General features: G+C 64.9%; 23 protein-coding genes and 1 pseudogene. 15 read left to right on the top strand and 9 right to left on the bottom strand.

Annotation, left to right across the window (positions count from 1 at the left end; all coding sequences use genetic code 11):
* The first annotated feature begins 90 nt into the window (after positions 1 to 90).
* The 4 genes from FIU28_RS01070 to FIU28_RS01055 all read left to right on the top strand — a co-directional run bounded on the left by FIU28_RS01070 (position 91) and on the right by FIU28_RS01055 (position 5,252).
* Positions 91 to 1,119, top strand: a complete 1,029-nt coding sequence (locus tag FIU28_RS01070) for an ABC transporter permease (RefSeq protein ID WP_143575974.1) — start codon at positions 91 to 93, stop codon at positions 1,117 to 1,119.
* The gene (locus tag FIU28_RS01065) at positions 1,116 to 1,964 is read left to right on the top strand and encodes an ABC transporter permease (protein ID WP_143571265.1); all 849 of its coding nucleotides are present in this window, start codon (positions 1,116 to 1,118) and stop codon (positions 1,962 to 1,964) included. The genes FIU28_RS01070 and FIU28_RS01065 overlap by 4 nt, the downstream gene beginning before the upstream one ends.
* Positions 1,965 to 1,974: 10 nt before the next feature.
* Positions 1,975 to 3,639 carry a nickel ABC transporter ATP-binding protein NikE gene (nikE, locus tag FIU28_RS01060; protein WP_143571264.1) on the top strand — a complete coding sequence of 555 codons (1,665 nt, stop codon included), beginning with the start codon at positions 1,975 to 1,977 and terminating at the stop codon, positions 3,637 to 3,639.
* 302 nt (positions 3,640 to 3,941) lie between these two features.
* Positions 3,942 to 5,252: an ABC transporter substrate-binding protein gene (locus FIU28_RS01055; RefSeq protein WP_143571263.1), complete on the top strand. Its 1,311-nt coding sequence runs from the start codon at positions 3,942 to 3,944 to the stop codon at positions 5,250 to 5,252.
* Here FIU28_RS01055 and FIU28_RS01050 read toward each other — a convergent pair.
* Complete coding sequence (locus tag FIU28_RS01050; protein ID WP_143571262.1) at positions 5,249 to 7,615, bottom strand: preprotein translocase subunit SecA; 2,367 nt, start codon at positions 7,613 to 7,615, stop codon at positions 5,249 to 5,251. The two genes, FIU28_RS01055 and FIU28_RS01050, sit on opposite strands and share 4 nt — an antisense overlap.
* 402 nt (positions 7,616 to 8,017) lie before the next feature.
* Here FIU28_RS01050 and FIU28_RS01045 point away from each other — a divergent pair, with 402 nt between their 5' ends.
* Both FIU28_RS01045 and FIU28_RS01040 read left to right on the top strand, forming a co-directional pair.
* Positions 8,018 to 10,366 (top strand): TonB-dependent receptor, encoded by a 2,349-nt coding sequence (locus FIU28_RS01045; protein WP_168202826.1) that lies wholly within the window; start codon positions 8,018 to 8,020, stop codon positions 10,364 to 10,366.
* Between the two features lie 63 nt (positions 10,367 to 10,429).
* Entirely contained in the window at positions 10,430 to 11,116 is a 687-nt protein-coding gene (locus tag FIU28_RS01040) for a Fe2+-dependent dioxygenase (protein WP_143571260.1), read from the top strand.
* 1 nt (position 11,117) lies between these two features.
* Here FIU28_RS01040 and FIU28_RS01035 read toward each other — a convergent pair whose 3' ends face one another.
* From FIU28_RS01035 to FIU28_RS01020, 4 genes are read right to left on the bottom strand one after another with little or no spacing between them, the layout of a single operon-like run.
* Positions 11,118 to 12,113, bottom strand: coding sequence for an FAD:protein FMN transferase (locus FIU28_RS01035; protein WP_143575973.1), 996 nt, complete (start codon positions 12,111 to 12,113; stop codon positions 11,118 to 11,120).
* A gap of 28 nt (positions 12,114 to 12,141) precedes the next feature.
* Positions 12,142 to 12,951, bottom strand: coding sequence for a DUF4198 domain-containing protein (locus FIU28_RS01030; RefSeq protein WP_143571259.1), 810 nt, complete (start codon positions 12,949 to 12,951; stop codon positions 12,142 to 12,144).
* 53 nt (positions 12,952 to 13,004) lie between these two features.
* Positions 13,005 to 13,517 (bottom strand): DUF2271 domain-containing protein, encoded by a 513-nt coding sequence (locus FIU28_RS01025; protein ID WP_143571258.1) that lies wholly within the window; start codon positions 13,515 to 13,517, stop codon positions 13,005 to 13,007.
* Positions 13,518 to 13,526: 9 nt separating this feature from the next.
* A complete protein-coding gene (locus tag FIU28_RS01020) occupies positions 13,527 to 14,165 on the bottom strand; it encodes a PepSY-associated TM helix domain-containing protein (protein WP_143571257.1) in 639 nt (212 codons plus the stop codon).
* Between the two features lie 563 nt (positions 14,166 to 14,728).
* On the opposite strand from FIU28_RS01020, the gene paoA reads away from it, so the two are divergent.
* The 3 genes from paoA to paoC are packed head-to-tail and all read left to right on the top strand — an operon-like array spanning position 14,729 to position 18,531.
* Positions 14,729 to 15,373: an aldehyde dehydrogenase iron-sulfur subunit PaoA gene (gene paoA, locus FIU28_RS01015; RefSeq protein ID WP_143571256.1), complete on the top strand. Its 645-nt coding sequence runs from the start codon at positions 14,729 to 14,731 to the stop codon at positions 15,371 to 15,373.
* On the top strand, positions 15,370 to 16,320 hold the full coding sequence (locus tag FIU28_RS01010) for an FAD binding domain-containing protein (protein WP_143571255.1): 951 nt from the start codon (positions 15,370 to 15,372) through the stop codon (positions 16,318 to 16,320). Before paoA ends, FIU28_RS01010 begins: the two co-directional genes overlap by 4 nt.
* Positions 16,321 to 16,323: 3 nt before the next feature.
* Positions 16,324 to 18,531 (top strand): aldehyde oxidoreductase molybdenum-binding subunit PaoC, encoded by a 2,208-nt coding sequence (gene paoC / locus FIU28_RS01005; RefSeq protein WP_143571254.1) that lies wholly within the window; start codon positions 16,324 to 16,326, stop codon positions 18,529 to 18,531.
* 74 nt (positions 18,532 to 18,605) lie between these two features.
* On the opposite strand, the pseudogene FIU28_RS01000 reads toward paoC, so the two are convergent.
* Both FIU28_RS01000 and FIU28_RS00995 read right to left on the bottom strand, forming a co-directional pair.
* Positions 18,606 to 18,941: pseudogene (locus FIU28_RS01000) on the bottom strand (alpha/beta hydrolase); the annotation flags it as partial.
* Complete coding sequence (locus FIU28_RS00995; RefSeq protein WP_143571253.1) at positions 18,938 to 19,873, bottom strand: ring-cleaving dioxygenase; 936 nt, start codon at positions 19,871 to 19,873, stop codon at positions 18,938 to 18,940. The pseudogene FIU28_RS01000 and the gene FIU28_RS00995, both read right to left, overlap by 4 nt.
* A 118-nt stretch (positions 19,874 to 19,991) precedes the next feature.
* Here FIU28_RS00995 and FIU28_RS00990 point away from each other — a divergent pair, with 118 nt between their 5' ends.
* Positions 19,992 to 20,888, top strand: coding sequence for a LysR family transcriptional regulator (locus FIU28_RS00990; protein ID WP_143571252.1), 897 nt, complete (start codon positions 19,992 to 19,994; stop codon positions 20,886 to 20,888).
* Positions 20,889 to 20,914: 26 nt separating this feature from the next.
* Here FIU28_RS00990 and FIU28_RS00985 read toward each other — a convergent pair whose 3' ends face one another.
* Together FIU28_RS00985 and FIU28_RS00980 are read right to left on the bottom strand one after the other, a co-directional pair.
* Positions 20,915 to 21,118 carry a hypothetical protein gene (locus tag FIU28_RS00985; RefSeq protein ID WP_143571251.1) on the bottom strand — a complete coding sequence of 68 codons (204 nt, stop codon included), beginning with the start codon at positions 21,116 to 21,118 and terminating at the stop codon, positions 20,915 to 20,917.
* 54 nt (positions 21,119 to 21,172) lie between these two features.
* Complete coding sequence (locus FIU28_RS00980) at positions 21,173 to 22,063, bottom strand: LysR family transcriptional regulator (protein ID WP_143571250.1); 891 nt, start codon at positions 22,061 to 22,063, stop codon at positions 21,173 to 21,175.
* Between the two features lie 92 nt (positions 22,064 to 22,155).
* On the opposite strand from FIU28_RS00980, the gene FIU28_RS00975 reads away from it, so the two are divergent.
* The 5 genes from FIU28_RS00975 (at position 22,156) to lptB (ending at position 26,761) form a co-directional block, all read left to right on the top strand.
* Complete coding sequence (locus tag FIU28_RS00975; RefSeq protein ID WP_143571249.1) at positions 22,156 to 23,319, top strand: mandelate racemase/muconate lactonizing enzyme family protein; 1,164 nt, start codon at positions 22,156 to 22,158, stop codon at positions 23,317 to 23,319.
* A gap of 106 nt (positions 23,320 to 23,425) precedes the next feature.
* Positions 23,426 to 24,040, top strand: a complete 615-nt coding sequence (locus tag FIU28_RS00970; RefSeq protein WP_143571248.1) for a ribonuclease D — start codon at positions 23,426 to 23,428, stop codon at positions 24,038 to 24,040.
* Between the two features lie 143 nt (positions 24,041 to 24,183).
* Positions 24,184 to 24,930, top strand: coding sequence for an LPS export ABC transporter periplasmic protein LptC (gene lptC / locus FIU28_RS00965; RefSeq protein WP_143571247.1), 747 nt, complete (start codon positions 24,184 to 24,186; stop codon positions 24,928 to 24,930).
* A gap of 11 nt (positions 24,931 to 24,941) precedes the next feature.
* On the top strand, positions 24,942 to 25,589 hold the full coding sequence (locus FIU28_RS00960) for an LptA/OstA family protein (RefSeq protein ID WP_168203055.1): 648 nt from the start codon (positions 24,942 to 24,944) through the stop codon (positions 25,587 to 25,589).
* 191 nt (positions 25,590 to 25,780) lie between these two features.
* The gene (gene lptB, locus FIU28_RS00955; protein ID WP_143571245.1) at positions 25,781 to 26,761 is read left to right on the top strand and encodes an LPS export ABC transporter ATP-binding protein; all 981 of its coding nucleotides are present in this window, start codon (positions 25,781 to 25,783) and stop codon (positions 26,759 to 26,761) included.
* Positions 26,762 to 26,784 lie beyond the last annotated feature (23 nt).

Genomic DNA, 26,784 nt, shown 5'->3' with positions numbered 1-26,784 from the left:
GCGCCTTGGGAATTTAGAGAATTCGCAATGACGGTTGTAGGCATTGCGATTCCATTCCACGCAACAGCTTAAGGCGAACTATTGGTGTTGATGAAGCTGGCCTCGACTGCGAAACGCGCCGCCCGGCGCTTTGCTTCGTCATTGCCGGCGCTGTTCGGTGTGCTGGTCTTTACTTTCCTGCTGATGCGCGTGCTGCCCGGCGATCCCGCGGTGTTCTTCGCCTCCGGCCCCAATGCCGGCAAGGAGGAGATCGAGACGATCCGCAAGCAGATGGGCCTCGACAAGCCGGTGCCGACCCAGCTCGTGCTGTATCTTTACGACGTCGGTCGCGGCAATCTCGGCCGCTCGCTGATGACGGGGCAGGCCGTCACCAAGGATCTGAAAGAGCGGCTGCCGGCCTCTCTGGAGCTCACCTTCTCGGCGCTGCTGATCGCGCTGGTGCTGGCGATCCCGCTCGGCATTCTCGCCGCCTTGCGCCCGGGATCCATGATCGATCACGGCGTGCGAATGTTCTGCGCGCTCGGGGTCTGCGTGCCGACCTTCGTGTCCGGCCTGCTGCTGATCTACGTGTTCTATTATCTGCTCGGCATCGCGCCCGATCCGACCGGTCGCGTCGATATTTTCATGACGCTGCCGCCGTCGCGCACCGGCTTTCTGTTGATCGACTTTGCGCTCGCCGGCGACTTCGACGGCTGGTGGGCGGCGTTCAAGCAATTGATCCTGCCGGCCTGTACCATGGCGCTGTTCGTGATCGCGCCTCTGGCGCGCATCACCCGCGCCTCGATGCTGGCGTCGCTGGGCAGCGATTTCGTCCGCACAGCGCGCTCGGTCGGGCTGTCGTGGTGGCGCATCGTCGTCACCTATGCGCTGCGCAACGCCATCCTGCCCGTCATCACCATCGCCGGCATCGTGTTCTCCACCATGCTCGGCGCCAACGTGCTGGTCGAAAAAGTGTTCTCGTGGCCCGGCGTCGCCTCTTATGCGCTCGATGCGCTGCTGTCGTCGGATTACGCGCCGGTGCAGGGCTTCGTCCTCCTGATGGCGTTCGTGTTCGTCATCGTCAATCTGGTCGTCGATGTGCTCTATGGCATCGCCGACCCCAGGATTTCCATCGGATGAACAGCGCCACCTTGCAACATGCCGCCTTCGTCCTGCGCGGCAATCCGATCACCGGCATCGCCGCCGTGGGCTCGACCCTGCTGATTCTGGTCGGCCTGTTCGCGCCGTGGCTCGCGCCCTACGATCCGATCGCCTCCGACGTCGCCAACGCGCTGCAGGCGCCGAGCGCGGCGCATTGGGCCGGCACCGATCAGCTCGGCCGCGACGTGTTCAGCCGCATTATCGTCGCCACCCAGCTCGATCTGGCGATTGCGGTCTCGGCGGTCAGCATCTCTTTCGTGCTGGGCGCGGTGATCGGCGCGCTGTGCGGCTACACCGGCGGTCGGCTCGACCGCTCGGTCGGCCGCTTCGTCGATGTGCTGATGGCGTTTCCGCTGTTCGTGCTGGCGATGGCCATGGTGGCGGCGCTCGGCAACCGCGTCGAGAACATCGTGATCGCAACCGCGATCATCAATTTGCCGTTCTACATCCGTTTCGCGCGGGCCGAAGTGAACGTCCGCCGAAATCTCGGCTGGGTCGAGGCCGCGCGCGCCAGCGGCGAGAGCCACGTCTCCGTCGTGTTGCGTTTCCTGCTGCCCAACGTGCTGCCGGCGATGGTGGTGCAGATGTCGCTCAATCTCGGCTGGGCGATCATCAACGCTGCCGGGCTTTCCTTCATCGGGCTCGGCGTCAAGCCGCCGACGCCGGAATGGGGTATCATGGTCGCCGAGGGCGCGCGCTTCATCTCCACCGGAAAATGGTGGCTGGTGGCGTTCCCCGGCCTGGCGCTGATGCTGGCCGTGCTGTGCTTCAACCTGCTCGGAGACGGGCTCCGCGACATCCTCGATCCCCGTCAGCGGACGTAAGTCAGCGCACATGACGCAGCCTTTGCTCGACATCGACAATCTGTACGTCACGTTTTCGACCCGGCGCGGCCCGGTCGAGGCGGTGCGCGGCGTCTCGCTCTCGCTCGCTGCGGGAGAAACGCTTGGCATCGTCGGCGAGAGCGGCTCCGGCAAGTCGGTCACCGGCTTTGCGGTGACGCGGCTGCTCGATACGTCCGGCAAGATCACCGCCGGCCGCATCACCTTCCGCGACCGTGACATCACCAAGATGTCCAGCGCCGGGCTGCGCGAGATGCACGGCGCGGCGATGGCGATGATCTTCCAGAACCCGCGCGGCGCGCTGAATCCGATCCGCGCCATCGGCCAGCAGATTGCCGACGCCATCTTGGCGCATCGGAAAATCTCGGCGAACGAAGCGCGTGCCGAAGCGCTCGACCTGTTGCGCGCCGTGCAGATCCGCGATCCGGAAAAGCGCATGAGTGCCTATCCGCATGAACTCTCCGGCGGGATGTGCCAGCGCGTGATGATCGCGATGGCGATCTCCAGCAATCCCGCGCTCCTGATCGCCGACGAGCCGACCACCGGCCTCGACGTCACCACGCAGAAGATCGTGATGGATCTGTTGGCGAGCATCGCCGCCGCCCGCGGCATGGCGACGATCCTGATCACCCACGACCTCGGCCTTGCCGCGCGCTACTGCCGTCGCGTGGTTGTGATGGAGCAGGGCAAGCTGGTCGAGCAGGCGGACGCGCTGACGCTGTTCCGCTCGCCGCAGCATCCGTACACGAAGCGGCTCGTGGCGGCGTCGCCGACCGCCACGTCGCGCGTCGAGGATCTCGTCACCGGCGACGAGAATCTGCTGGCGACCGTGCCGGCGTTGCCGCGCGCCGTGCCGGCGAATGGCGCGCCACCGCTGCTGGAGGTCCGCGATCTCGTCAAGCGTTTCGACGACGGCACCATTGGGCTGAAGAGCTTCTCGATGGTGATGGCCGCCGGCGAGAGCGTCGGGCTGGTCGGCGAGAGCGGCTCCGGCAAGAGCACGACCTCGCGCATGATCTGCCGGCTGCTCGACCAGAGCGAAGGCAGCATCAATTTCAACGGCGAATCGATCAGCCATATCCCGTCGCGCGACTTTCACCGCGCGCCGCAGCGCCGCGATATCCAGATCGTGTTTCAGGATCCCAACGACAGCCTCAATCCGCGCTTCACCGCCTTCGATTGCATCGCGCATCCCCTGATGCGCCTCGCCGGGATGCGTAACGGCGACGCTTTGCGCCAGCGCGTGCAGGAATGCGCGCATCGCGTAGGCCTCCCGGCCCATCTGCTCGAACGCTTCCCGCACCAGCTGTCCGGCGGCCAGAAAGCGCGCATCGGTATCGCTCGCGCGATCGCCTGCGAGCCGCGTCTGTTGGTGCTGGACGAGCCGACCGCCGCACTCGACGTTTCCGTTCAGGCGGTGGTGCTGCAACTGCTCGACAAACTGCGTCGCGAGGACGGGTTGGCCTTCCTGTTCGTCAGCCATGATCTCAACGTGGTTCGCATGATGTGCCAGCGCACCATCGTGCTGCGGCTCGGCGAGATCGTCGAGGAGGGCGAAAGCCACGCGCTGTTCGAAAATCCCCAGACGGCGTACACGCGCGAGCTGGTGGAAGCCGTGCCGAATATCGAGCTACTCGAGGCGGCAGTCGCCGGTTAGTTGTCCGCACGCGAGCTTCGAAGGGCGATACTTCGTCCAACCATAGATTGTGCGTCAACTACACGCCGAAGTACGTTTGCTAGGCAATTGGCTGCCTCGCGGACGGGGCAGATGCCGGAACATTGATCTTGTAACCAAAGCTATCTTCTTCAGATTATCATCCGACCGCTAAGATAATGATTTCAAAGGGTGGAAGATGATTTCGGTCAATCGATTGACCTGTGTTGCATTGCTGACCGCCCCTTGGCGCGAACCTTGGTCTGGCGCTTCCCGCCGCCGCCGAAAAGACGCTGCGGATAGGCATGACGGCCAGCGACATTCCGAAGACCCACGGCCAGCCCGACCAGGCCTTCGAAGGCAACCGCCTCACCGGGTTGACGCTGTATGATGCGCTGACCGCCTGGGACTACGAGACCGGCACGAGCATCATGCCGATGCTCGCCACCGAATGGGCGGTGGATGCGACCGACAAAACCAAATCGCTGTTCAAGCTGCGCCCCGGCATCACCTTCAAGGACGGCTCGGCGTTCAACGCCGACGCCGTGGTATGGAACGTGCGCAAGGTGCTCGACAAGGCATCGCCGCACTACGATCCGAGCCAGGTGGGCTGGACTGCGCCGCGCATGCCGACGCTGCGCTCGGCGCGCAAGGTCGACGACATGACGGTGGAGTTCACGACCTCGGAGCCGGATTCGTTTCTGGCAATCAACCTCGTCAATCTGTTCATGGCGTCGCCGACACAGTGGCAGGCGAAGTTCGACAGGGTGGCCGGCGAAATCACCGATCCCGCGCAGCGCGCGGCCACGGCCTGGCGCGAGTTCAACGCCGACCCGTCGGGTACCGGCGCCTTCCATCTGGCGAAACTGGTGCCGCGCGGGCGGCTCGAACTGGTGCGCAACGACAAATACTGGGACAGCAAGCGCGTCGCGAAAATCGACCGTCTGGTGATGGTCCCGGTTCCGGAAGTCAACGCGCGCACCGCCGCGTTGCTCACCGGGCAGGTTGACCTCATCGAGGCGCCGGCGCCGGACGCGGTGGCCTCGATCCGCGCCCGCGGCTTCAAGATTGCGACCAGCCAGAGTTCGCATGTCTGGCCGTGGCAGCCGTCGATGCTGGACGGCTCGCCGTGGCAGGGCAAGCGCGTCCGCGAGGCCGCCAATCTGTGCTCCGACCGCAACGACCTCGTGGTGCTGAATGGCGGCCTCGCCGATCCCGCCTTCGGCATGATGCGGCCGAACCACCCCTGGTTCGGCAAGCCTGGCCTTAAGCTGCGCTTCGACGGCGACGAAGGCCGCAAGCTTATGAAGGCGGCCGGCTATTCCGAGCAGAAGCGCGCCACGGTGAAGATCCTGACCACCACGGTCGGCTCTGCGATGATGCAGCCGCTGCCGATGAACGAGACGCTGCAGCAGGCATTGGCTAAGTGCTACTTCGATGCCGAAGCCCGCGACGCGGCACTTGCCAAGGTGCATGAGCGGCTGGTCGACGAATCGATGTTCATCTACATGGTCCACGAAGTCGCCCCGCGGGCGCTGTCGCCGCGCATCAAGGATTTCTCGGCGCCGAACGGCTTCTACGTCGACTGGTCGCGGATCGACATGGCGTCGGACTAGGGGCTACAGCGAAGGCCGATCCGCATGGCGTGCGTCGTCACCTCGTGGCTGAACTCGCGCAGCGAGCAGGCCAGCATCTCGAAGGCCTCGGCGCCGAATTCGGCATGAACCAGATGGGTACTGACGCGGCGGTCGGCGATTCGGCGGCGCAAATGGTCGAGGCGCGCCGTCTGCTCGCTCCATAGCTGGTCGAGCAGCGCCAGCATCAGCGTGCGGAGCGCCTCGGCAAGCGGTACCTCTCCGAAGGCGACGATCTTGCCGGCCATCCATTCGTCCGCGGCCGAAACCAGCCGGCGGCGCAAGCGTGCCTGTTGGACGTCGTCGGCGATCGCTGGCGGAAATTCGATGGCGAGTGTCAGGATCGCGCGGACCTGCAGATCGAGGTTGATGAGATCCGGCGCCTGTCGTCCATTGGCAAATCGCTGCAGCAGGTCGTCGATCGTGTCGTCCCGCAAATCCCGTGCGAGGCCCAGCGGATCGGCGGTATCGCGGATGATGTCGCGCTGGGCGAGCATCGTTGCGCGCTGCTGCTCGACAATGCCGTCGAAGCGCATCAACGCGCGGCGATCGTCGAATTTTCGGCTGCCATTGCGCCGCTGCGCCGCCGCGATGGCGCGGTCGAGGCGCGGCTCGTGCGAGGCAGGCCCGCTCTCGCCGGGCTGGAGGATATCGTCGTCCCATGCGGCGTGCAGCACGGTTCGTCCCGGATCGCCTTGCCGTCCGGCCCGACCCAGCAACTGCCGGTCGAGCCGGCCGGTTTCATGCGGCTGCGTCGCGATGACCAGCAGCCCTCCCGCGGCGATCACCTGCTCGCGCTGCGCGGCGTCGCCGCCCAGCCTGATGTCGGTGCCGCGGCCGGCCATGGCCGTGGCGATGGTGACGGCGCCGGGCGCCCCGGCGCGGGCGATGATGCGCGCTTCGGCTTCGTGGTGCCGGGCGCTCAGGACCGCGAAATGCCGGTCGCCCGGCCGCAGGCTGGCGCGCCATCCGCGGGATTGCAGCGCCGAGGCCAGGCGCTCGGACTGGGCGATATCCGGCACGCCGACCAGAACCGGCTGCCCGCTGCGATGGGCATGCTCGAGCTGCGCGACGATGGCCGACAGCCTGTCGGCCTGTGTCGCATGGTCGACCCGCTCATCGATGCGGCGCGAAGGTCGGTGCGACGGAATCGGCAGCACGGTCAATCCATAGACTTCGCGATATTCTTCCGCATCCTCGACCGCGGTGCCGGTCATGCCGGCCAGCGAATCATATTTGCGAAAGAACGACTGGAAGGTGATGGATGCCAGCGTGCGCGTCTCCTCGCCGATCGCGCAATTCTCCTTGGCCTCCAGCGCCTGGTGCAGGCCATCATCGTAGCGACGACCTTCCAGAAGGCGGCCGGTCAGTTGATCGACAATGACGATGCCGCCGTCCTTGACGACATAGTCCCGGTCGCGAACCAGAATCGTGCGCGCACTCAATGCCTGGACGACGTGGTGCAGCAGGCTGATCGATTGCGGGACATGCAGCGACAGGTCGGGCTTCAGCAGGCCGGCCTGCTTGAGCCCCTCATCGATCCGGTCGTAACCGTGCTCGGTCAGCGCGACGCGGCGCCGTCCGTCGAGCTGGAAATCGCCTGCGGTCAACCGCGCGACATGCGCGTCGATGGTCCGGTAGAAATCAGAATGATCGCCGAGCGGCCCGAACAAAGCGAGCGGCATCGCCGCCTCGTCGATCAGCACCGCGTCCGCTTCGTCGATCAGCGCGAACCAGCGACCGCGCTGCACGGTCTCTGCGACGCCATATTTCATGTTGTCGCGGAGGTAGTCGAAGCCGAACTCGCTGGCCACGCCATAGGTGACGTCGCAGGCATAAGCATGCCGCCGGCCGTCGTCGTCCATCTCCGGATTGACCAGTCCGACGCTGAGACCGAGCGCTTCGTAGACCGGTCGCATCCAGGCGGCGTCACGCGCGCTCAGATAGTCGTTCGGCGACGCGATGTGCACGCCGCGCCCGGTCATGGCCCGCAGCGCGCAGGTCAACGTCGCGGCCAGGGTCTTGCCCTCGCCGGTCGCCAGCTCGGCGATGTAGCCGTCGTGCATCGCGAGGCCGGCTATGAGCTGGGTCGGCGTGTGCAATTCGCCGAGGGTGCGCCGGCTGGCTTCGCGCACCAGCGCAAAGGCGGGCGCGACGATGGCGTCGAGGCCGGTGCCATCGTCGATGTCCTGGCGCAAGGCCCGCGCGCGGTCGCGCAAGGATGCGGCCGGCAACGCGCGGTGCGCGGCCTCCTGGCGAAGGATCGTATCGACGATGTGTTGATAGCGACGTAGCGTCCGCTGGGATCGGGACGTAAACGCGCGCTTGGCGAAACGGAAGATCATCTGTGCTCTGGTGGCGCGCCGTCGGTCCGCTCGCAACGGCGCAGCGCACGGCTCGTCACTATGTCGATGGCGCGGCGTCGAGGGTCAAACAAAAAGTGAAATGCAAAATCTACAATCGATCTAAATCGGCGGCGATAAGCCGGTGCATCGTCCGTCCGGCCTCGCCAAAATAGAAGCTCTATAAACAGCGGCATCCGGCACGCCGGACCGATTGCTCCGTCGCATTCCGAAAGATAGTAACCCGACGGGGCGAGCGCGCGTCGTGTTGTGCCGTTGCGTGGAATGACGATCATGGGAAATATAGCGATGGGCATCAGTGCGGCAGGGTCAGTCGGTCGTAGCAAGGTGTACGGTGTTTCGAAGGCCGCCTGGAGCCGGACGACTGTCGGAATCGCGTCCGCGATGCTGATACCGAGTTCGGCGGATGCGCAGGCCGCGCCGCCGTCCACGCCGCAGGAGCTGCCGCCGGTGCGCATTACGGCCCCGCAGCGGCAGGCCGCCAAGCCTAGGCCTGCGCAGCGCGGTGCCGCATCAACCCTGCCAAGACCGGTGGCGGCCGCCGCTCCCCGAGGCGCTGTTGCATCGCCGATCATCGGTGATGGTGCCGGTATCTCCGGCTACATGACGCCGTCGCAGGCCGGCGTGTCGCGCTACTCGGTGCCGCTGCGCGACGTGCCGCAGACGGTGAATGTCGTCAGCCAGCAGCTGATGCAGGACCAGCGCACGACCTCGGTGGTCGAAGCGCTGCGCAACGTGCCCGGCATCACCTTCACCGCGGGCGAGGGCGGCGTGCAGGGCGACCAGATCAATATCCGCGGCTATACCGCGCGCAACGACATCTACCGCGACGGCATCCGCGACCCCGGCTGGTATGCCCGCGATGCGTTCAGCTTCGACCGCGTCGAAGTCTACAAGGGGCCGTCGTCCTTCGCGTTCGGTCGCGGCTCGACCGGCGGCGTCATCAACATCGTCTCCAAGCTGCCGCAGGCCCGTGACTTCTACGTGGTCGAAGGCACCGGCACCTCGGCGGCCGGTGGCCGCGCCACGGTCGATGTCAACAAGACGCTCGGCGACTGGGCGGTGCGGCTCTCCGCGCTGGCCTATGAGACCGACACCGCCGGTCGCGGCTTCGCTAACACCAAGCGATACGGCTTTGCACCTTCGATTTCGTACCAGATCAACGACAAGGCCAAGAACACGCTCAGCTACATCTACCAGAAGGACGACAACATCGCCGACCGCGGCATCCCGATGCTGCCCGGTTCCTATTTCGGGACCAGCTACCGCCAGCCCGCGCCGGTGCCGCGCAACACCTATTACGGGGTCGCAACGCCCGGCCAGGACGATGTCGAGAAGACCGAGGCGCACAATCTGATCAACAAGTTCGAATATGATGTCGTGCCGGGCCTGAAGTTCACCAACACCACCGGCTATTCCTATGTCGACCGCTTCAACCGCACCCGGCCGGTGCAGCTCAGCAACCTCAATACCGCGACGTCGAATCTGTGGAATGCCCCGAGCGGCGGCACGCAGCTCGCTACTCCGGGCAATCCGCTGACCAGCGCCACACCGCTGAGCAGCATCTGGATCGCCAACACCAATCATTTCCAGAATCAGACCAACAACGAACTGATCAGCAACGTCAGCGATCTCAACGCCAAGTTTGCGACGGGCTTCCTCGAGCATAATGTGCTGGCCGGCGTCGAGGTCAGCCACGAAAACCGCGAGCAGTACCGTTCCGAATTCGGCGACGGCTACCGCGTCAATGTTGCTGCTCCCAAGCCCTACGTTTCTGGCGCGCTGGATCCGAGGACAGGTGCCACGCTTTCCAGATCGGACACGGTGGGTGTCTATATTCAGGATCAGATCAAGGTCACGGAGTGGCTGGAGCTGCTCGGCGGCGTCCGCTTCGATAATTTCGAGGCCAACACCCGGGCCTACTCGTTCGACCGGGGCACGGGCGCCGTTGTTAGCAGCGGAACGTTCGTCAACGGCCGGGCCATTGCCGCCCCGACGAACCTGTCGTCCAACAACAGCTTCGTCACGTACCGCGCCGGCGCCGTTCTGCATCCGACGCCTAATTCGAGCGTCTATTACATGCATGGCACCTCGGCCAACCCGCCGGCCGAATTCCTGACGACCACCAATGGCCAGCAGTCGCTCGCTCCGGTGCTGTCCGAAACCGACGAGATCGGTACCAAGATCGACCTGCTGAACAACCGCCTCAACGTCAATGCGGCCGTGTTTCGCACCAAGAAGACCGGCGATTACGAGTCGGTCAGCACTTCGCCGCCCGCCTATGTCGCGATCGGCGATTCCCAGGTGACCGGCTTCGAAATCGGCGCCTCGGGCAAGCTGACGGACCTGTGGAGCATCTATGGCGGCTATGCCTATCTGAAGTCGGAGCTCGTGAGTTCGCTGACCACGGCCAACATCGGCCACGAACTGGCCAACACGCCGCAAAACTCGTTCTCGATCTGGTCGACTTACGACGTGACTCCGCTGTTCACGCTCGGCGGCGGCGCGGTATTCGTGGACTCGCGCTGGACCAGCGTCGCCAACGATGCCCGCGTTCCCAGCTACTGGCGGTTCGATGCCATGGCTGCCTACAAGGTTACGAAGAACTTCAAGCTGCAGCTCAACATCTACAACCTCACCGACGAGTACTATTTCGACTCGCTGGCGGGCGCTGGCTACGCGATCCCCGGTCAGGGCCGCTACGTTTCGCTGTCGGGCCGCGCGTCGTTCTGACGCCGATCCTGACCGTCGCAGCCGGCGCCGCGAGGCGCCGGCTGTAGTTTTCAAGGAATCCCCATGCTGGTCCATATCCCCGAAGTCTTGACGGCCGAGCAGGTCCGCTATTGCCGCGATCTGATGGCGCGCGCCAATTGGGTGGATGGCCGGATCACGGCCGGGCACCAGTCGGCGCAGGTCAAGCGCAACCTGCAACTGCCCGAGAACACGCCGGAGGCGCAGGAGCTTGCCGAGATCGTGCTCGACGCGCTGGGCCGCCATCCGCTGTTCATGTCGGCGGTTCTGCCGAAGAAGATCTTTCCGCCGCTGTTCAACCGCTACGATGCCGAAGGCGAAATGAACTTCGGCTCGCATGTCGACAACGCTATCCGCACCGTTCCCGGCACGTCGGTGCGGGTGCGGACCGACGTGTCATCGACGCTGTTCCTGTCGTCTCCGGAGGAATATGACGGCGGTGAGCTGATGGTCGAGGATACCTACGGCACCCATGCCGTGAAGCTACCGGCGGGCGACATGATCGTCTATCCCGGCACCAGCCTGCATCACGTCACCAAGGTGACGCGCGGATCGCGGATCGCGTCGTTCTTCTGGACCGAAAGCATGATCTCGGATGTGACGCGGCGGGCGATGATGTTCGATCTCGACATGTCGATCATCCGCCTGAATGGCGATCATCCCGAGCATCCCTCGGTGGTGTCGCTGACCTCGCTGTATCACAACCTGCTGCGGCAGTGGGCCGCGACCTGACTCAGTCCAGCATCGCCTGCAGTGCCGGCGACAGCCGCTCGTCGAGGGCGATCGTGTCGCGATGGAAACGGATGGCGGCGGCGAGCTTGTGCCGCGTGGCAAAGGCGATGCCGGCGTCAAAGCCCATCACCATTAGGGCCGTGGCATAGGCGTCCGCTGCCATGCACGATTGATGCAGCACGGTGGCGGTGACCATGGCGTTGTCGATCGGCACGCCGCTGCGCGGATCAATCGTATGCGACAGATGCCGGCCGGGGCCATCGTAGCCGCGCTCGCAGCCCGACGTGGCGATCGCCAGCCCGTGCAATGCGACGCGCAACGCAGGCACGCCGGACGACGCCGAAGGCCTATCGATATCGACCCACCACGGCGTGCCGTCCGGCTTGAGGCCGGCGCCGGCGAGTTCGCCGCCGATCTCCACCAGTGCATGGTGGATGCCGTGCTGACGCAGCGTCGTCATCGCGAGGTCGACGGCGAAGCCCTTGGCAATGCCGTTGAGGTCGATTCTACAGGCCGAGAGGCGGCGCAGTCGTCGTGATGATGCGTCGAATTCGAGTTGCCGCCAGCCGCAGATGCCGCGCTGCTGCGCGATGTCGGCGGCGGACGGCAAAGCCGGCGGTCGCCCCTGTGGCCCGAAGCCCCAGAGATCGACCAGCGGTCCCATCGTCGGGTCGAACGCGCCGTCGGATTCGCCGGCGATGCGAAGCGCTTCTGCCATCACCGTGGCGAACTCGCGCGGCAGCTCGTGCCACTCGCCCAAAGGTCCGTCGTTAAATTCGCTGAGCGCGGAACCGGCGTCCCACGGGCTCATCTGCATCACGACCCGTTCGAGCACGCCCACGATGGCCCGTCGCAGCGTCTGCGCCGCGGCGGCCGAGCCGACGAATTTCACCGACCATGACGTGCCCATCGTGCGGCCGGCAATATCCTGCAGCGGCGCCAGCAGCGGAGCGGCGCGGGAAAGCTGCAGGGGGATCGCCACCCGGGTCGGTGCCATCGTCGTCACCGCTACAGATCCGACCGCTTTATTGCGGCAGCACTTCGACCGTGGTGGTGTAGGCGGCGCGGCGCTTGGCGTCCTTGATCTTGCTCTTGCTGTCCTCGATGGAGGCATTCATCCAGTACATGCCGGGGCCCGGCCAGGTCACGGTGAAGGTGCCGGACTCGTCGGTGGTGGCCTTGAAGTCGTTCAGCTTGTCGCGATAGCGGATGCCGCCCGGCACGATCTCGATCGGCAGGCCTGCGGCGGGCTGGCCGTCCAGCACCATGCGGAACGTCGCTTTCTCGCCGGCCATCAGATTGTTCGGGTGGGTGACCGGCACCATTTCGAGGCCAACCCCGGTTGGCTTGAACGTGTCGGAAGATGGCTTGCCCGACGTGACGAAGATCTCGATCCGTCCCTGCGTTTCGGAGATTTTCACATCGGTGGCATTGGCCGGTATTTCTGTCGCGACCTGCTCGGCCTTGCCGCGCCAGCGCTTGTTCTGGCCGTCGAGCTTGTAGTTCGCGAACACGCCCTGGTTCAGCACCATCATCTTGTAGGTGCCGGGCTGGTCGAGCTTGACGTCGAACGTGCTGCGGTAGCGCCCCTTGGCCTGGTTCTGCACCGCGGCCGCCTTGCCGTCCGGGGCGAGCACCGAAAGGCCATCAAGCTGCAACGGGAAGTGTTCGAAGTAGAATAGGTCGTTGGACACCGCGCCATCCACAGTGACCCAGGCGTCGGTGCCGGACAGTACCGTGGCGGAGGGCAGCAGCCACTGCCGATGCGCTTGCGCTCCGACGGAGCCGAGCGTGATGGCGGAGGCGAGCAAAGCGAGCTTGAGATAGTTGTTCATGGCGATGTCCCTTGTCGTCGGTTGCTGCAATGTTCGATTCAGGGGGCTGCCGATCAAGGCACCAGTTTCAGCGTCACGACGCCAAGCTCGCTCTCGCCCTTGGCGTCGAGCGTCACCGGCGCCTTCGGCGGCCATTCGAAGGGGACGCGGAGCAGTTCGCGACCGCCGACTTCGCGCGCCGCCTCGACCACCAGGCTGTAGCTCCCCGGCGCCAGTTCGGTGAGCGGCTTGGCGTCGGCCTTGAAGCCGATCCGGTGCGTGCCCGGCGCCCGGGTCGGGCTGCTCAGGCCATCGACGGGCAGCGTCAGTTCGCGGCCCGTGCGCCGCCACCACTGCCGCATGTCCTTCAGCCATTTGCTGCCCTCATTGTCCTTGTGCTTGACGTCGTACCAGACCGCCAGATTGGTGACCTTGCCGCCATCGGCGCCTTCCAGCCAAAAGGCCACGTAGGGCTTGTGATACTCGACCACGTTGAGGCGGGGGATATCGATGCTGATGCTGGCTTCGCTGGCGATGGACGGGCCGGCGGCAAGGGTCGAGATGGCGGCAGTGACGACGAAACGCATCGATAACCTCTAGCGGTGGATGAAGATGACGAGCAGCAAAGCAGGGATCACGAAGCCGAGGCCGACCACCGGCCATGTCGCGGGGCGTTTGGTGGCGTGCAGTTGCAGCAGCAAGAGGCCGGTCAGGCAAAACACGATCGCCGCGCCGGCGAAAAGATCGAGAAACCAGCTCCAGACGCCCCCGGTATGGCGGCCCTTGTGCAGATCGTTGAGATAGGCGATCCAGCCGCGATCGGTGCGCTCATAGGCGATTGTGCCGTCATCGCGATCGATGCTCATCCAGGCATCGCCGCCAGGCCGTGGAAGCGCCACATAGACTTCCCTGGCCGACCATTCGGTGTCGCGGTCCGCCACGTTGATCCTCATGTCGCGCTGGATCCAGGTCGCGACCGATGCCGGAAGCGGCGCCTTGGCGACAGCGGGCTGCTGGCGAAGCGCGTACAGACCCTCCGCGGGCAACCGGCCTTCGCGCGTCACGACCGATGGAGACGATTCCATCTGTCCGGCATGATTGAGCGTGATCCCCGTCACGGCGAACAGCACCATTCCAATCAGGCACAATCCGGAGCTGATCCAGTGCCACTGATAGAGTTGCCTCAGAAAGAAAGCGCGCTGCTTCTTCTTGAAGGCGCTCGGCCGCCCATCCATCGACACAGTCCGCGATATTGATTCCGGTGAGCGGGACGCCTGGAGCGCAAGCCACTTCAAAAAATGTCTAACGGTAAAGACCAGGCTGCGCCACGGAAACAGTTTAGGTTAGTTCTAAATGCCGGGCGTCTGTTATCACGCCGCAACCATGTCCCATTCGACATGCCATGGGCTTGGATAATCGCGGGGCCGGCTTTGTTTGACAGGCGACAGGGCTCGCGGCGGCGGCGCGTCGCGCGCTCATGGGGTGAAGATCGCATCGCGAGTTCGATCGTTTCGGTCGGATGCCTCCCGTTGCAGGAAGACAATCAGGTACCCGCCGGGGCGCCGTCACGTCGGTGAACGGGGTGATCGCCCGCGACCCACGCTCCCTGAAGGCCCCACGAAAATGTGTACACGGATACCCCGCCACCGTCAGGTGGTATCGCGCGCTGCTTAGAAACGGGTTTCGTGGCCATGCTGCAGATGCGTCGAAATGGCCTCGAACCATCCACGGTCCTTCGCGTTGAGTGCCCTGTAAAGCGGACGGACTTGCCGTTTTCCGTCAACAGAGGTGTTTACCCATGGAGAAACCCGGTGACCTATCCATTTCACGGCGGGACCTTTTGATCGTGGCCGGGGCATCGGTCGCGGCAGGCGCGGCTCCGTCATCCGCACAGGCGCAGGGCAGCGCGCCGGCGGCAGCGACGGCGGGACCGACGTCCAAGGTGTCATTCAACGTCAACGGCGCGGCTCAGAATCTCGACGTCGATACGCGCACCACGCTGCTTGATGCCCTGCGCGAACATCTGCATCTGACCGGCACCAAGAAGGGCTGCGACCACGGTCAGTGCGGCGCCTGCACGGTGATGGTCAACGGCCAGCGCATCAATTCCTGCCTCAGCCTCGCAGTGATGCACGAAGGCGACAAGGTCATCACCATCGAGGGGCTCGGCACGCCGGATAAACTGCATCCGATGCAGGCCGCCTTCATCAAGCATGACGGCTACCAGTGCGGCTATTGCACGCCAGGCCAGATCTGTTCGGCGGTCGCGGTTCTCGACGAAATCAAGGCGGGCCAGCCCAGCCATGTCAGCGCCGATCTGATGGAGCCGATGCAAGCGACCAACGAGGAAATGCGCGAACGCATGAGCGGCAACATCTGCCGTTGCGGCGCCTATTCCAATATCGCCGAAGCGATGACCGAAGTGTCCGGGAGGCCCGCATGAGACCGTTTACATACGAACGCGCGGCGTCACCGGCGGCTGCCGCCAAGGCCTCTGCCGGCAATGAAGCCGCCAAATTCATCGCCGGGGGCACGAATCTCCTCGACCTGATGAAGCTCGAGATCGAAACGCCGACGCATCTGATCGACGTCAATGGTCTCGGCTTCGACAAGATCGAACCGACCCCCGAAGGCGGTCTGCGCGTCGGCGCATTGGTGCGCAACACGGCGCTGGCGTCGGACGAGCGCGTGCGTCGCGATTACGGCCTGCTGTCGCGCGCACTTCTCGCCGGCGCGTCCGGTCAGCTGCGCAACAAGGCGACGACCGCCGGCAATCTGCTGCAGCGGACGCGATGCCCGTATTTTTATGACACCAATCTGCCGTGCAACAAGCGCACGCCGGGTAGCGGATGCTCGGCGATCGGGGGCGTCAGCCGGCAACTCGCCGTGGTCGGTTCCAGCGACGCCTGCATCGCGACACATCCGAGCGACATGGCGATCGCCATGCGCGCCCTCGATGCGACGGTGGAGACAGTGAAGCCGGATGGCCGGACCCGTGCGATTCCGATCGCCGACTTCCATCGCCTGCCGGGCGACACGCCGCATATCGAAACGACGCTGCAGCCGGGCGAGCTGATCACGGCCGTGATGCTGCCGAAGCCGGTCGGCGGCACGCATATCTATCGCAAGGTGCGCGACCGCGCGTCCTACGCCTTTGCGCTGATCTCGGTCGGCGCCATCGTGCAGAAGGACGGCAGCGGCCGGGTCGCCGTCGGCGGCGTGGCGCACAAGCCGTGGCGTGTCGAGGCCGCCGAGGCTGCCATGCCGAAGGGCGCCAAGGCTGTCGCGTCACGGCTTTTGGCCGATGCCAAGCCGACCCACGACAACGCATTCAAGCTTACGCTGGTCGAACGCACGCTGGCGTCGGTCCTCGCCGAAGCGAAAGGCTGAGCCATGAAATTCGACACACCCGCCACGACCAACCCGATCGACCAGCTCAAGGTGATCGGACATCCCGCTGACCGTATCGACGGTCCGCTGAAGACCACCGGCACGGCGCCTTATGCCTATGAGCGGCACGACGACGTACCCAACGCGGCCTATGGCTATGTCGTCGGATCGGCCATCGCCAAGGGCAAGATCATTTCGATGGATATCGCCCGGGCCAAGGCCGCGCCGGGGGTTCTGGCCATTGTCACGGCCGAGAACGCCGGCAAGCTCGGCAAGGGTAAGATGAACGTTGCGACGCTGCTCGGCGGCCCGGCCATCGAGCATTATCATCAGGCGGTCGCCGTTGTGGTCGCCGAGACCTTCGAGCAGGCCCGCGCCGCGGCGCAGCTGGTCAAGGTCAGCTACAGCCAGGAAAAAGGCTCCTACGATCTTGCCGCCGGCAAGGCCGGCGCCACCAAGCCGAAGGGCGAAGGTGAAGAGGCACCGGACTCGTCGTTCGGCGATTTCGCAGGCGAGTTTGCATCCGCGCCGGTCAGACTAGATACGACCTATTCGACGCCCGATCAGAGCCACGCGATGATGGAGCCACACGCGTCGACCGCGAAATGGGACGGCGACCGGCTGACGCTGTGGACGTCGAACCAGATGATCGCCTGGGGCGTCGGCGACGTCGCCAAGAACCTCGGCATCCCCAAGGAGAACGTACGCCTGATCTCGCCCTATATTGGCGGTGGTTTCGGCGGCAAGTTGTTCGTGCGCTCCGATGCGGTGCTCGCGGCACTCGGCGCGCGCGCGGCCGGCCGGCCCGTCAAGCTGACGCTGCAGCGGCCGTTGATCGCCAACAATACCACGCACCGTCCGGCGACCATCCAGCGCATCCGGATCGGCGCCGAGCGGGACGGCAAGATCACGGCGATCGCCCATGAAAGCTGGTCGGGCAATCTGCCGGGCGGCGACCCGGAAACGGCCGTGTTTCAGACGAGGCTGCTTTATGCCGGCGCGAACCGGATGACGGCGATGCGGCTTGCCGAGCTCGATCTGCCGGAAGGTAATGCGATGCGCGCACCGGGCGAAGCGCCGGGCCTGATGGCGCTGGAAATCGCGATGGATGAAATGGCCGAGCGTATCGGCATGGACCCGGTCGCGTTCCGCGCGCTCAATGATACGCAGGTGACGCCGGAGAAGCCGGAGCGGAAGTTTTCGCAGCGCCAGCTTAACGAGTGCATGAGGATCGGCGCCGAAAAATTCGGCTGGAGCGAACGCAACAAGGAGCCGGGACAGCGCCGTGACGGGCGCTGGCTGATTGGCACGGGCGTTGCCGCCGCCTTCCGCAACAATATGCTGATGAAATCCGGCGCGCGCGTGCGGCTCGATGGCAAGGGCATCGTCACCGTCGAGACGGACATGACCGATATCGGCACCGGCTCCTATACGATCATTGCGCAGACCGCCGCCGAGATGATGGGCGTCACGCTCGACAAGGTCGTGGTCAAGCTCGGCGATTCGTCGTTCCCGGTGTCCGCCGGATCGGGCGGGCAGTGGGGCGGCAATAACTCGACGTCCGGCGTCTATGCGGCCTGCGTGAAGCTGCGACAGGCCGTGGCGCAGAAACTCGGGTTCAATTCGGCCGATGCCACGTTCAGCGACGGCAAGGTGTCATCTGGCAACCGCAGCGCGCCGCTCGGACAGGCGGCATCTGATGCCGAAATCGTCGCGGAAGATTCCATCGAATACGGCGATCTTTCCAAGAAGGAGCAGCAATCAACCTTCGGCGCGCATTTCGTTGAAGTCGGCGTCGATATCGCGACGGCGGAGATTCGCGTCCGCCGCATGCTCGCGGTGTGCGCGGCCGGCCGCATCCTCAACCCGAAGACCGCACGTAGCCAGGTGATCGGCGCGATGACCATGGGCGTCGGTGCGGCCCTGATGGAAGAACTCTTCATCGACAAGCGGTACGGCATGTTCATCAATCATGATCTGGTAGGCTATGAGGTGCCCGTGCATGCCGATATCCCGCATCAGGAGGTGATCTTTCTCGACGAGACCGATCCGATGTCGTCGCCGATGAAAGCCAAGGGCGTCGGCGAACTCGGCATCTGCGGCGTCGCCGCCGCGGTGGCCAACGCCATCCATAATGCGACCGGCGTGCGGGTGCGGAATTATCCGATCACGCTGGACAAGCTGATCGATCAGATGCCCGCAGTGGGCTGATACGCAACGCGTTCAAAACGAGCCGGCGGCATGACATCCATGCCGCCAGCTTTTTCGTTTACGGCACAGCCAGTGCTGACTGACGCTCCAGCCACTGCGTGGCAACCGTCAGGTGCCGCGAGATCGTAACGCTTGCGGGCCTTGAGCGCGAAGTCCGCCAGCTCGTTGGCGCGACGGCGAACGTCGTCTTCGTCGAACACGCCCTCAGCAAGCCTGCGAAAGAAGCGCGGCATGCCGTGTTCCAGCACCTTGCCGCGCACCGACAGCAGCGATGCTCCCGGTGCGACCGCCTGGCCGAGCGGCAGCAGATCGTTCTCGTCGCCGCCGGTGCCGTGCAACAGCAGCAGGGGTGCAGCCTCGCGCCGGTTGCCCGGGGCGATGCGATGGATGTGGGACAGCTCGTTGCTCATGCGCGCTCCCTTTCCAGCGACGGCAATACCTTCTCGATTTCCGCGCGGTACTTCTCGAGGAAGGCCGGCAGCTTCAGGTGCTCGCCGAGCGATTCGACGGGCTCGTCCACATTGAACCCGGGGACATCGGTGGCGATCTCGAACAGGATGCCGCCAGGTTCGCGGAAGTACACCGAGCGGAAGTAGTTGCGGTCCTTCTGCTCGGTCGGATGCTGGCCGTGCGTCTCGATCAGCTTGCGCGACATCTCGGCCTGGTCGGCATCATCCACCGCGCGAAACGCGACGTGATGCACCGAGCCCGCGCCCTGACGTCCCGGCAGGAAGCCGCCGGCCTCGTAGATGTCGACGATGCCGCCATTCACCGCATCCGCCTTGAGCCGGATGATCGAGCCCTCGCGGCCGGTTTCCTCGAAGCCGAACACGTCGGTGAGGATCGCGCTGGTCTTCTCGGCCTTGTCGATCAGCAGCGTCACGCCGTGAAAGCCGCGGATCGCGTGTTCCGGCGGCACGTCGCCATTGCTCCAGCCGGCCTCGTCTTCCGCGCCGGGAACGCCGACCAGCGCCAGGCTCATGCCGTCCGGATCGGTGAACGGCAGCACGGATTCGCCAAAACGCTTCTCCAGCGCCTCATGCGCGATGCCCTTCTCGATGAAGCGGTGGGTCCAGTAGCCGAGCGAACGGGCCGGGACGCGAAACGCGGTCTGCTGGGTCTGGCCGACGCCGCCGCGGCCGGGCGCGGCATTCTCCCACGGGAAGAAGGTGAGGATGGTACCGGGGCTTCCGGCCTCGTCGCCGTAATAGAAGTGATAGGTGCCGGGATCGTCGAAATTGACGGTCTTCTTGACGAAGCGCAGGCCCAGGGCGCGGGTGTAAAAGTCGAAGTTCCGCAACGCGTTACCGGCGATCGCGGTGACATGATGGATACCTGACATGGTCGTTCTCCTGTTCGGCAGAGGCAGCTCGCCTTCCGTTGCAGGGATAATTGTGCAGGCGCCGAAATAAGACAATCCGGCCTTTCATGGCATCATTGTCTATGATTGGATGACAATCATGGACAAACTCAGCAGCCTCCGTGCCTTCGTCAAAGTGGTCGAGCTCGGCAGCTTCTCCGAGGCCGGGCGGCAATTGCGGCTGTCGCGCTCGGCGATCTCCAAATATGTCGGCGAACTCGAGCAGAGCCTCGGCGTGCAGCTGCTCAACCGCACCACGCGGCACGCCGCCCCGACCGAGAACGGCCAGGCCTATTTCGAACGCGCGCTGTCGGTGCTGGCCGATCTCGACGCCGCCGACCAGGCAGTGGCGCAGGCCCAGTCAACGCCGCGCGGGCTGCTGCGCGTGAACGCGCCGATGTCCTTTGGGACGCTGCAGCTCGGACCCGCGATTGCGGACTTCATGGCGCAATATCCCGAACTGCAGATCCATCTGGTGCTGTCGGACGACCAGGTCGACCCGACCCAGGGCGGCCATGACGTCACGCTGCGCATTGCCGACCTGGAATCGTCGAGTTTAATCGCGCGACGGATCGTCGGCATCGACCGCGTGATCTGCGCCGCGCCGGACTATCTCGCCCGGCATGGCACGCCCGCGACGCCCGCCGAACTGCGAAAACATTCGCTGCTGACTTATGGCTTCCTGCTCACCGGCAACCAGTGGAAGCTGACCGGCGCCGATGGCGATCACTGGATCCAGCCGAGCTGGAATCTGTGCGCCAACAATGCCGAAGTGCTGTGCGATGCCGCTGTCAAAGGTCGGGGCATCGCGTTGCTGCCGACCTTTATCGCCGGCCGCGCGATGCGTGACGGCTGGCTGCAAGCGTTTCTCGCCGACTACAAGGCGCCATCGCTGGCGCTCTATGCGATCTATCCGCCGACCCGCCATTTGGCGGTCAAGGTACGGCTGTTCATTGATTTCCTGGTGGCGCGCTTTGCTGCACAACAGGACTGGTGAAGCGGACGAGGTGATGCGGAGGCGGGCTAGCGCCGGCGTCGCGCCTGTCGCGAGGTCGGGTTGAGCGGATCCTCGGTCTGCTTCACCTTGACGTGTTCGCATTTCGGGCAGGCGAAGGTTTGTTTCTCCGTGCCGTTCGGCTGCGGCTCGCGCTTCTTCAGCACCATGCGGCCACGGCACATGGCGCAGCGTGGCGGCTTGATCTCGGTGGCATCGGCGGGGTCGGACATGGATCACCATCGGCGTGAACGTCGGCATAGCGCCGCTGAACGCTGCAACTCAAGTCAAACTTTCAGCCGCGCCCACAGCGCCTCCGCGGCGCGGCCCTGATGGGCGTGCGGACGGTACAGCCGGATCTCCACCGCGATGCGCGAGGCCCGGCCGCCGGCGGCGACCAGCCGGCCGTGATCGATGTCGTCCTGCGCGAGCGATTGCGGCAGCCACGCAATGCCGCGTCGCGCCAGCGCGAGCGAATGCAGCGTCGCCGCCAGCTGCGAGGTAAACACGTTGTCGAGCGCGCGCCGCTTCCTCGCCTTGTGGGCGGCGACGATGCGGCCAAGGCCGGATTCGGCGCTATAGGCGAGATATGGGATCGGCGCTTTCGTGGCCTCGTCGAGTGACCACAGCGCGCCGCCGTCCGGAGCCGGTGCGGCCAGCGGGATCAGCACGTCATGGCCGACCACCGCGCTGTCAAAGCCGTCGGCGTCGAGCCGGTTCGGGCTGTTGCGATGCGCGTGGCAGAGCAGGAACTGGGCGCGGCCGCGTTGCATGATCTGCTCGCAGGCCGCCATTGAGTCGGAGATCAGATTCAGCGTGCCGAGCGGCGCGGCGCGTTCCTGCTCGCGAATCCATTTCGGAAAGAAGGTGAAGGACAGCGCGTGGGTCGCGGTAAACGACAGCGCCGCGGTCTCGCGGCCGGCGACGTCGAGCGCTTCCGAGCGCAATTGCCGGATGTCGCGCGCCATCGCATCGGCCCGCGAGCGCAGATGCAAACCTGCCGCCGTCAGCGTCACGCCATGCGTGGAGCGGGCGAACAACGGCGTGCCGATCCATGATTCCAGCGCCTGGATGCGGCGGCTGAACGCCGGCTGGGTGACGTGGCGCGCCTCTGCCGCGCGGGAAAAATTCAGCCGCTCGGATAGCTCGATGAAGTCGTCCAGCCACGCCAGTTCCATGCTTATGCCGATCGTGCATGACAAGCCTCGATCATGGCATTGGCGCTTGGCTGCGTCCAGCCGTAGGAGTAGGGCAACTTCAGGAGAACATCATGCAGATCGTCGACGTCCGCGAAATCACCCAGCCGATCGCCTCGCCGATTCGCAATGCCTATATCGACTTCTCGAAGATGACGACCAGCCTGGTCGCCGTCGTCACCGACGTGATCAGGGACGGCCGCCGCGTGGTCGGCTACGGCTTCAATTCCAACGGCCGCTACGGTCAGGGCGGGTTGATCCGCGAGCGCTTCCAGAACCGCATCCTCGAGGCCGATCCGAAGAGCCTCATCAACGCCGCCGGCGACAATCTCGATCCGCACCGGATCTGGGCCGCGATGATGTCGAATGAGAAGCCGGGCGGCCATGGCGAGCGATCGGTGGCGGTCGGCACGCTGGACATGGCGATCTGGGACGCGACCGCAAAAATCGCCGGCAAGCCGCTGTTTCGCATGCTGGCCGAGAGCAAGGGCCGCGAGGCCGATCCGCGCGTGTTCGTCTATGCCGCCGGCGGCTATTACTATCCGGGCAAGGACGACTCGGCGCTGCAGGCGGAGATGCGCAGCTATCTCAACCGCGGTTACAATGTCGTCAAAATGAAGATCGGCGGGGCGCCGATCGACGAAGACCGCCGCCGCATCGAGGCGGTGCTGAAGGAAATCGGTTCTGAGGCGCGGCTCGCGGTCGACGCGAACGGCCGGCTCGATCTGGAGACCGCGATCGCTTATGCCAAGATGCTGCGCGACTATCCGCTGTTCTGGTACGAGGAAGTCGGCGACCCCCTTGATTATGCGCTACAGGCATCGCTGAGCGAATTCTATCCCGGCCCGATGGCGACCGGCGAGAATCTGTTCTCGCACCAGGACGCCCGCAACCTGCTGCGCTACGGCGGCATGCGCCCGGACCGCGACTGGCTGCAGTTCGACTGCGCGCTGTCCTATGGCCTGGTGGAATATCTGCGCACGCTCGACGTGCTCGAACAGTTCGGCTGGTCGCCGACGCGCTGCATTCCGCATGGCGGCCACCAGATGTCGCTCAACATTGCGGCCGGCCTGGGCCTTGGCGGCAACGAGAGCTATCCCGACCTGTTCCAGCCCTATGGCGGCTTTCCGGACAGCGTCAAGGTGATCGACGGCCACATCACCATGCCCGAACTGCCGGGCATCGGCTTCGAGGGCAAGTCGGACCTGATCAAGGTGATGCGGGAACTGGCGGAGTAATGTAGGAGGGTGGCGAGATGCAAAGCGGCTCTCGTCACCCCGGACAATCGGCGCTAAACCTCCTTTGAAACCCACGAATCGTGGCTACGAAGAGGTTGCCAACCCCATGACCATCCGCCTGCACCGCGGCGATCTGCCGGATTTGAGCCGCTATACCGATTCGGTGGCGATCGACACCGAGACCATGGGGCTCAATCCGCACCGCGACCGGCTTTGCGTGGTGCAGCTGTCGCCCGGCGACGGCAGCGCCGACGTGGTGCAGATCCCGGTCGGGCACACCGACGCGCCGAACCTGAAGAAGCTGCTCGGCGATCCCACGGTGACCAAGATCTTCCATTTCGCCCGCTTCGATCTCGCCGCACTCTATAACGGCCTCGGCGTGATGCCGTCTCCGGTCTATTGCACCAAGATCGCCTCGCGGCTGTGCCGCACCTATACCGACCGCCACGGCCTCAAGGATCTGGTCCGAGAAGTGCTGAATGTCGATCTGTCGAAGCAGCAGCAGTCCAGCGACTGGGGCCAGTCCAAGCTCAGCGATGCGCAATTGTCCTATGCCGCTTCCGACGTGCTGCATCTGCATGCCCTGCGCGAGCGGCTTAACGTCATGCTGGCGCGCGAGGGGCGTACCGAACTGGCGCAGGCCTGCTTCGACTTCCTGCCGACGCGGTCGAAACTCGACCTGTCGGGCTGGTCCGAACAGGATATCTTCGCGCATTCCTGATCGAAACCGGCGGCAGTGACCTCTCGACGCAGCAAGCGACGGGCTTCGCCCCGTTTCGGTCATAGTACTCGTTCTGGTGAGGGCTGCATTTCGGCGCATTTGGGCGTAGAATGCGCCTGCCAGGCCGGCGCGTTGGAGCAGCGGTGAATTCGGTTCAGATCCCGACCTATCAAGCCGGAATGGACGTCCGGTTCAGGGCCGCTGCACGCCATTCCAGGCTTGTGCGGCTGCTGCGCGTCGCCGTGCCGGCAGCCGTCGTGCTGTCGATGGCCATGATCGTCGGTATTTCGATCTTCAACCCGTTCCGGATGATCCTGTCGCGGCTGCCGGTCGACATGAGCAACCTGGTCGTGTCCGGCACCAAGATCACGATGGAAACGCCGCATCTGGCCGGCTTCTCGCCGGACGGTCGGCCCTATGAATTATGGGCCAAGACCGCCACGCAGGACCTCACCGACCCCGACAATGTCGAGCTCAATGTGCTGCGCGCCAAGGTGCTGATGGAAGACAAGTCGACCATGACGATGGACGCCCGCACCGGCTTCTTCAATTCCAAGACCCAGTTGCTCAAGCTGTACAAAGACATTTTCATGCAGACCTCGACCGGCTACGAAGCCCGTCTCAGCCAGGCCGTGATCGACATCGCGGCGGGGACGGTGACGTCCGACGAGCCGGTCGATGTGAAATTGCTGAACGGGACGCTGGTCGGCAAGCGGTTGCGGATTACCGAGAATGGCGAGTTGGTGCGCTTCGAGGGCGGTGTGGTGATGAATCTGGTGATGGACCAGCCGCCCGCTGTACCGGAGGCTGCGCCTGAGCCGGACGCCGTGCCCGCGCCGGCCCCTGCCAAGGCCAAGGCCTCCAAAGACAAGCGCGCCAACGCGAAATGAAATCGATGATGATGTCCCGCTTCAGTCTTCCTGACCGTGTTGCTGCGGCCTGCGCCGTGGTCGTGGTGCTGGCCGGTGCCGGCGCCGCGCTGGCGCAGAGCGCGGTGCAGGGCGTGCCCAATGCCATGCAGGGTTTTTCGCAGAACCGCGACCAGCCGATCCAGATCGAGGCCGCCTCGCTGGAAATGCGCGACAAGAAGAAGGAAGCCACCTTCACCGGCGATGTGAAGGTGGTGCAGGGCGACACCACGATGAAGTCGAAGAGCCTGGTGGTGTTCTATGACGGCGGCGGCGCGGCGACGCCGGCGCCCGGCGCCCCCGCTGCAAAGGGAGCGAAAGCGCCGATCAAGGCGGCGCAGCCCGGCCCGGGCGGCAGTTCGTCGATCCGGCGGCTCGAGGCGCGCGGCAGCGTCGTCGTCACCCAGAAGGACCAGGTCGTCACCGGCGAGACCGCGGTATTCGACACCAAGACCAACCTCGTCACCATGCTGGGCGGCGTTGTGCTGACACAGGGCAAGAACGTGCTGCGCGGCGACCGCCTTGTCGTGGACATGACAACGGGCACGTCACGGGTGGAATCCGACACCGGACGCGTGCAGGGCCTGTTTCAATCGTCGCCATCCACCCCGCCGGCCCCGGGCGGCGCCAAGCCGAAGTGACGATTCCGCCGCCGGCCCCGCCTTGGTTGAACTGCATCGCACAACCCGTTATCGCCATTGTTGTACCGTAGCGACGGGTATCCCGGCATTGGGCCGGGCAGGGATTATTGACATCTTCATGCTATTGATCCGGCACATCCAGCAGGCCGCGGGTTTGGCGCGGGCGGCAATCCAGGCTGAGCGAAACGCACATGGTTGATGTCCTCGGCATGTTCCGCCGGCGCGCCCCCAAGCGCGGCCCGAAAGGCTTCGCGCGCGCGGAGCCGGACATCACGGCGCTGTCCGGTGAGATGGGAGAGCTGTTGGCGCCGGTCCGTGAGGCGCCCGAGCTGCCGCGATCGGCCGCCCCGGTTGCCGTTACGCCCCGGCAGGAAGCGCCTGCACAGCCCCCCCGGCGCGCCGAAAAACAGGCCCGCCGCAAGGCGACCGCGCCGCAGATGGCCACCCATGCCGGTTATCTTGCCGTGCACAGCGTGGAAAAGAGCTTCGGCTCCCGCCAGGTGGTGCGCGGCGTCAGCATCTATGTGCGGCGCGGCGAGGCGGTCGGCCTGCTCGGCCCCAACGGCGCCGGCAAGACCACGGTGTTCTACATGATCACCGGTCTGATCAAGCCCGACCGTGGCGCCATCGAGCTCGACGGCCACGACGTCACCCGGCTGCCGATGTACCAGCGCGCCCGGCTCGGCATCGGCTATCTGCCGCAGGAAGCCTCGATTTTCCGGGGGCTTACGGTCGAGCAGAACATCCGCGCGGTGCTCGAGGTGATCGAGCCCAGCAAGAAGAAGCGCGAATACGAACTCGACGCCCTGCTCGACGAATTCAACGTGCAGAAACTGCGAAAATCGCCGTCGATCGCATTGTCCGGCGGCGAGCGTCGCCGCGTCGAGATCGCGCGCGCGCTGGCGACCCGGCCGAATTACATGCTGCTCGACGAACCGTTCGCCGGCATCGACCCGATCGCCGTGGGCGACATCCAGGATCTGGTGCGCCATCTCACCAACCGGGGTATCGGTGTACTCATCACCGACCACAACGTCCGCGAGACATTGGGGCTGACAGATCGCGCCTACATCGTCTATGCTGGTGAGATCCTGACCGAGGGATCTCCCGAGGAGATCGTGGCCAATCCGGATGTCCGCCGCCTGTATCTCGGCGAGGAATTCCGCCTCTAGTCCTAAATTACAATTCGTCAAGC

It is taken from the genome of Tardiphaga sp. vice154 (genome assembly GCF_007018645.1).
In the GTDB taxonomy this organism is placed as follows: Bacteria; Pseudomonadota; Alphaproteobacteria; order Rhizobiales; family Xanthobacteraceae; genus Tardiphaga.
The sequence above is the reverse complement of the archived record's forward strand: the minus strand, read 5'-3'. Positions and strand labels throughout refer to the sequence as shown.

Excerpts from the sequence above, each read along its gene's own strand:
- FIU28_RS01070 (WP_143575974.1), top strand. The coding sequence starts at position 91 with ATGAAGCTGGCCTCGACTGCGAAACGCGCCGCCCGGCGCTTTGCTTCG.
- FIU28_RS01065 (WP_143571265.1), top strand. The coding sequence starts at position 1,116 with ATGAACAGCGCCACCTTGCAACATGCCGCCTTCGTCCTGCGCGGCAAT.
- nikE (WP_143571264.1), top strand. The coding sequence starts at position 1,975 with ATGACGCAGCCTTTGCTCGACATCGACAATCTGTACGTCACGTTTTCG.
- FIU28_RS01055 (WP_143571263.1), top strand. The coding sequence starts at position 3,942 with ATGACGGCCAGCGACATTCCGAAGACCCACGGCCAGCCCGACCAGGCC.
- FIU28_RS01050 (WP_143571262.1), bottom strand. The coding sequence starts at position 7,615 with ATGATCTTCCGTTTCGCCAAGCGCGCGTTTACGTCCCGATCCCAGCGG.
- FIU28_RS01045 (WP_168202826.1), top strand. The coding sequence starts at position 8,018 with ATGCTGATACCGAGTTCGGCGGATGCGCAGGCCGCGCCGCCGTCCACG.
- FIU28_RS01040 (WP_143571260.1), top strand. The coding sequence starts at position 10,430 with ATGCTGGTCCATATCCCCGAAGTCTTGACGGCCGAGCAGGTCCGCTAT.
- FIU28_RS01035 (WP_143575973.1), bottom strand. The coding sequence starts at position 12,113 with ATGGCACCGACCCGGGTGGCGATCCCCCTGCAGCTTTCCCGCGCCGCT.
- FIU28_RS01030 (WP_143571259.1), bottom strand. The coding sequence starts at position 12,951 with ATGAACAACTATCTCAAGCTCGCTTTGCTCGCCTCCGCCATCACGCTC.
- FIU28_RS01025 (WP_143571258.1), bottom strand. The coding sequence starts at position 13,517 with ATGCGTTTCGTCGTCACTGCCGCCATCTCGACCCTTGCCGCCGGCCCG.
- FIU28_RS01020 (WP_143571257.1), bottom strand. The coding sequence starts at position 14,165 with ATGGATGGGCGGCCGAGCGCCTTCAAGAAGAAGCAGCGCGCTTTCTTT.
- paoA (WP_143571256.1), top strand. The coding sequence starts at position 14,729 with ATGGAGAAACCCGGTGACCTATCCATTTCACGGCGGGACCTTTTGATC.
- FIU28_RS01010 (WP_143571255.1), top strand. The coding sequence starts at position 15,370 with ATGAGACCGTTTACATACGAACGCGCGGCGTCACCGGCGGCTGCCGCC.
- paoC (WP_143571254.1), top strand. The coding sequence starts at position 16,324 with ATGAAATTCGACACACCCGCCACGACCAACCCGATCGACCAGCTCAAG.
- FIU28_RS00995 (WP_143571253.1), bottom strand. The coding sequence starts at position 19,873 with ATGTCAGGTATCCATCATGTCACCGCGATCGCCGGTAACGCGTTGCGG.
- FIU28_RS00990 (WP_143571252.1), top strand. The coding sequence starts at position 19,992 with ATGGACAAACTCAGCAGCCTCCGTGCCTTCGTCAAAGTGGTCGAGCTC.
- FIU28_RS00985 (WP_143571251.1), bottom strand. The coding sequence starts at position 21,118 with ATGTCCGACCCCGCCGATGCCACCGAGATCAAGCCGCCACGCTGCGCC.
- FIU28_RS00980 (WP_143571250.1), bottom strand. The coding sequence starts at position 22,063 with ATGGAACTGGCGTGGCTGGACGACTTCATCGAGCTATCCGAGCGGCTG.
- FIU28_RS00975 (WP_143571249.1), top strand. The coding sequence starts at position 22,156 with ATGCAGATCGTCGACGTCCGCGAAATCACCCAGCCGATCGCCTCGCCG.
- FIU28_RS00970 (WP_143571248.1), top strand. The coding sequence starts at position 23,426 with ATGACCATCCGCCTGCACCGCGGCGATCTGCCGGATTTGAGCCGCTAT.
- FIU28_RS00960 (WP_168203055.1), top strand. The coding sequence starts at position 24,942 with ATGTCCCGCTTCAGTCTTCCTGACCGTGTTGCTGCGGCCTGCGCCGTG.
- lptB (WP_143571245.1), top strand. The coding sequence starts at position 25,781 with ATGGTTGATGTCCTCGGCATGTTCCGCCGGCGCGCCCCCAAGCGCGGC.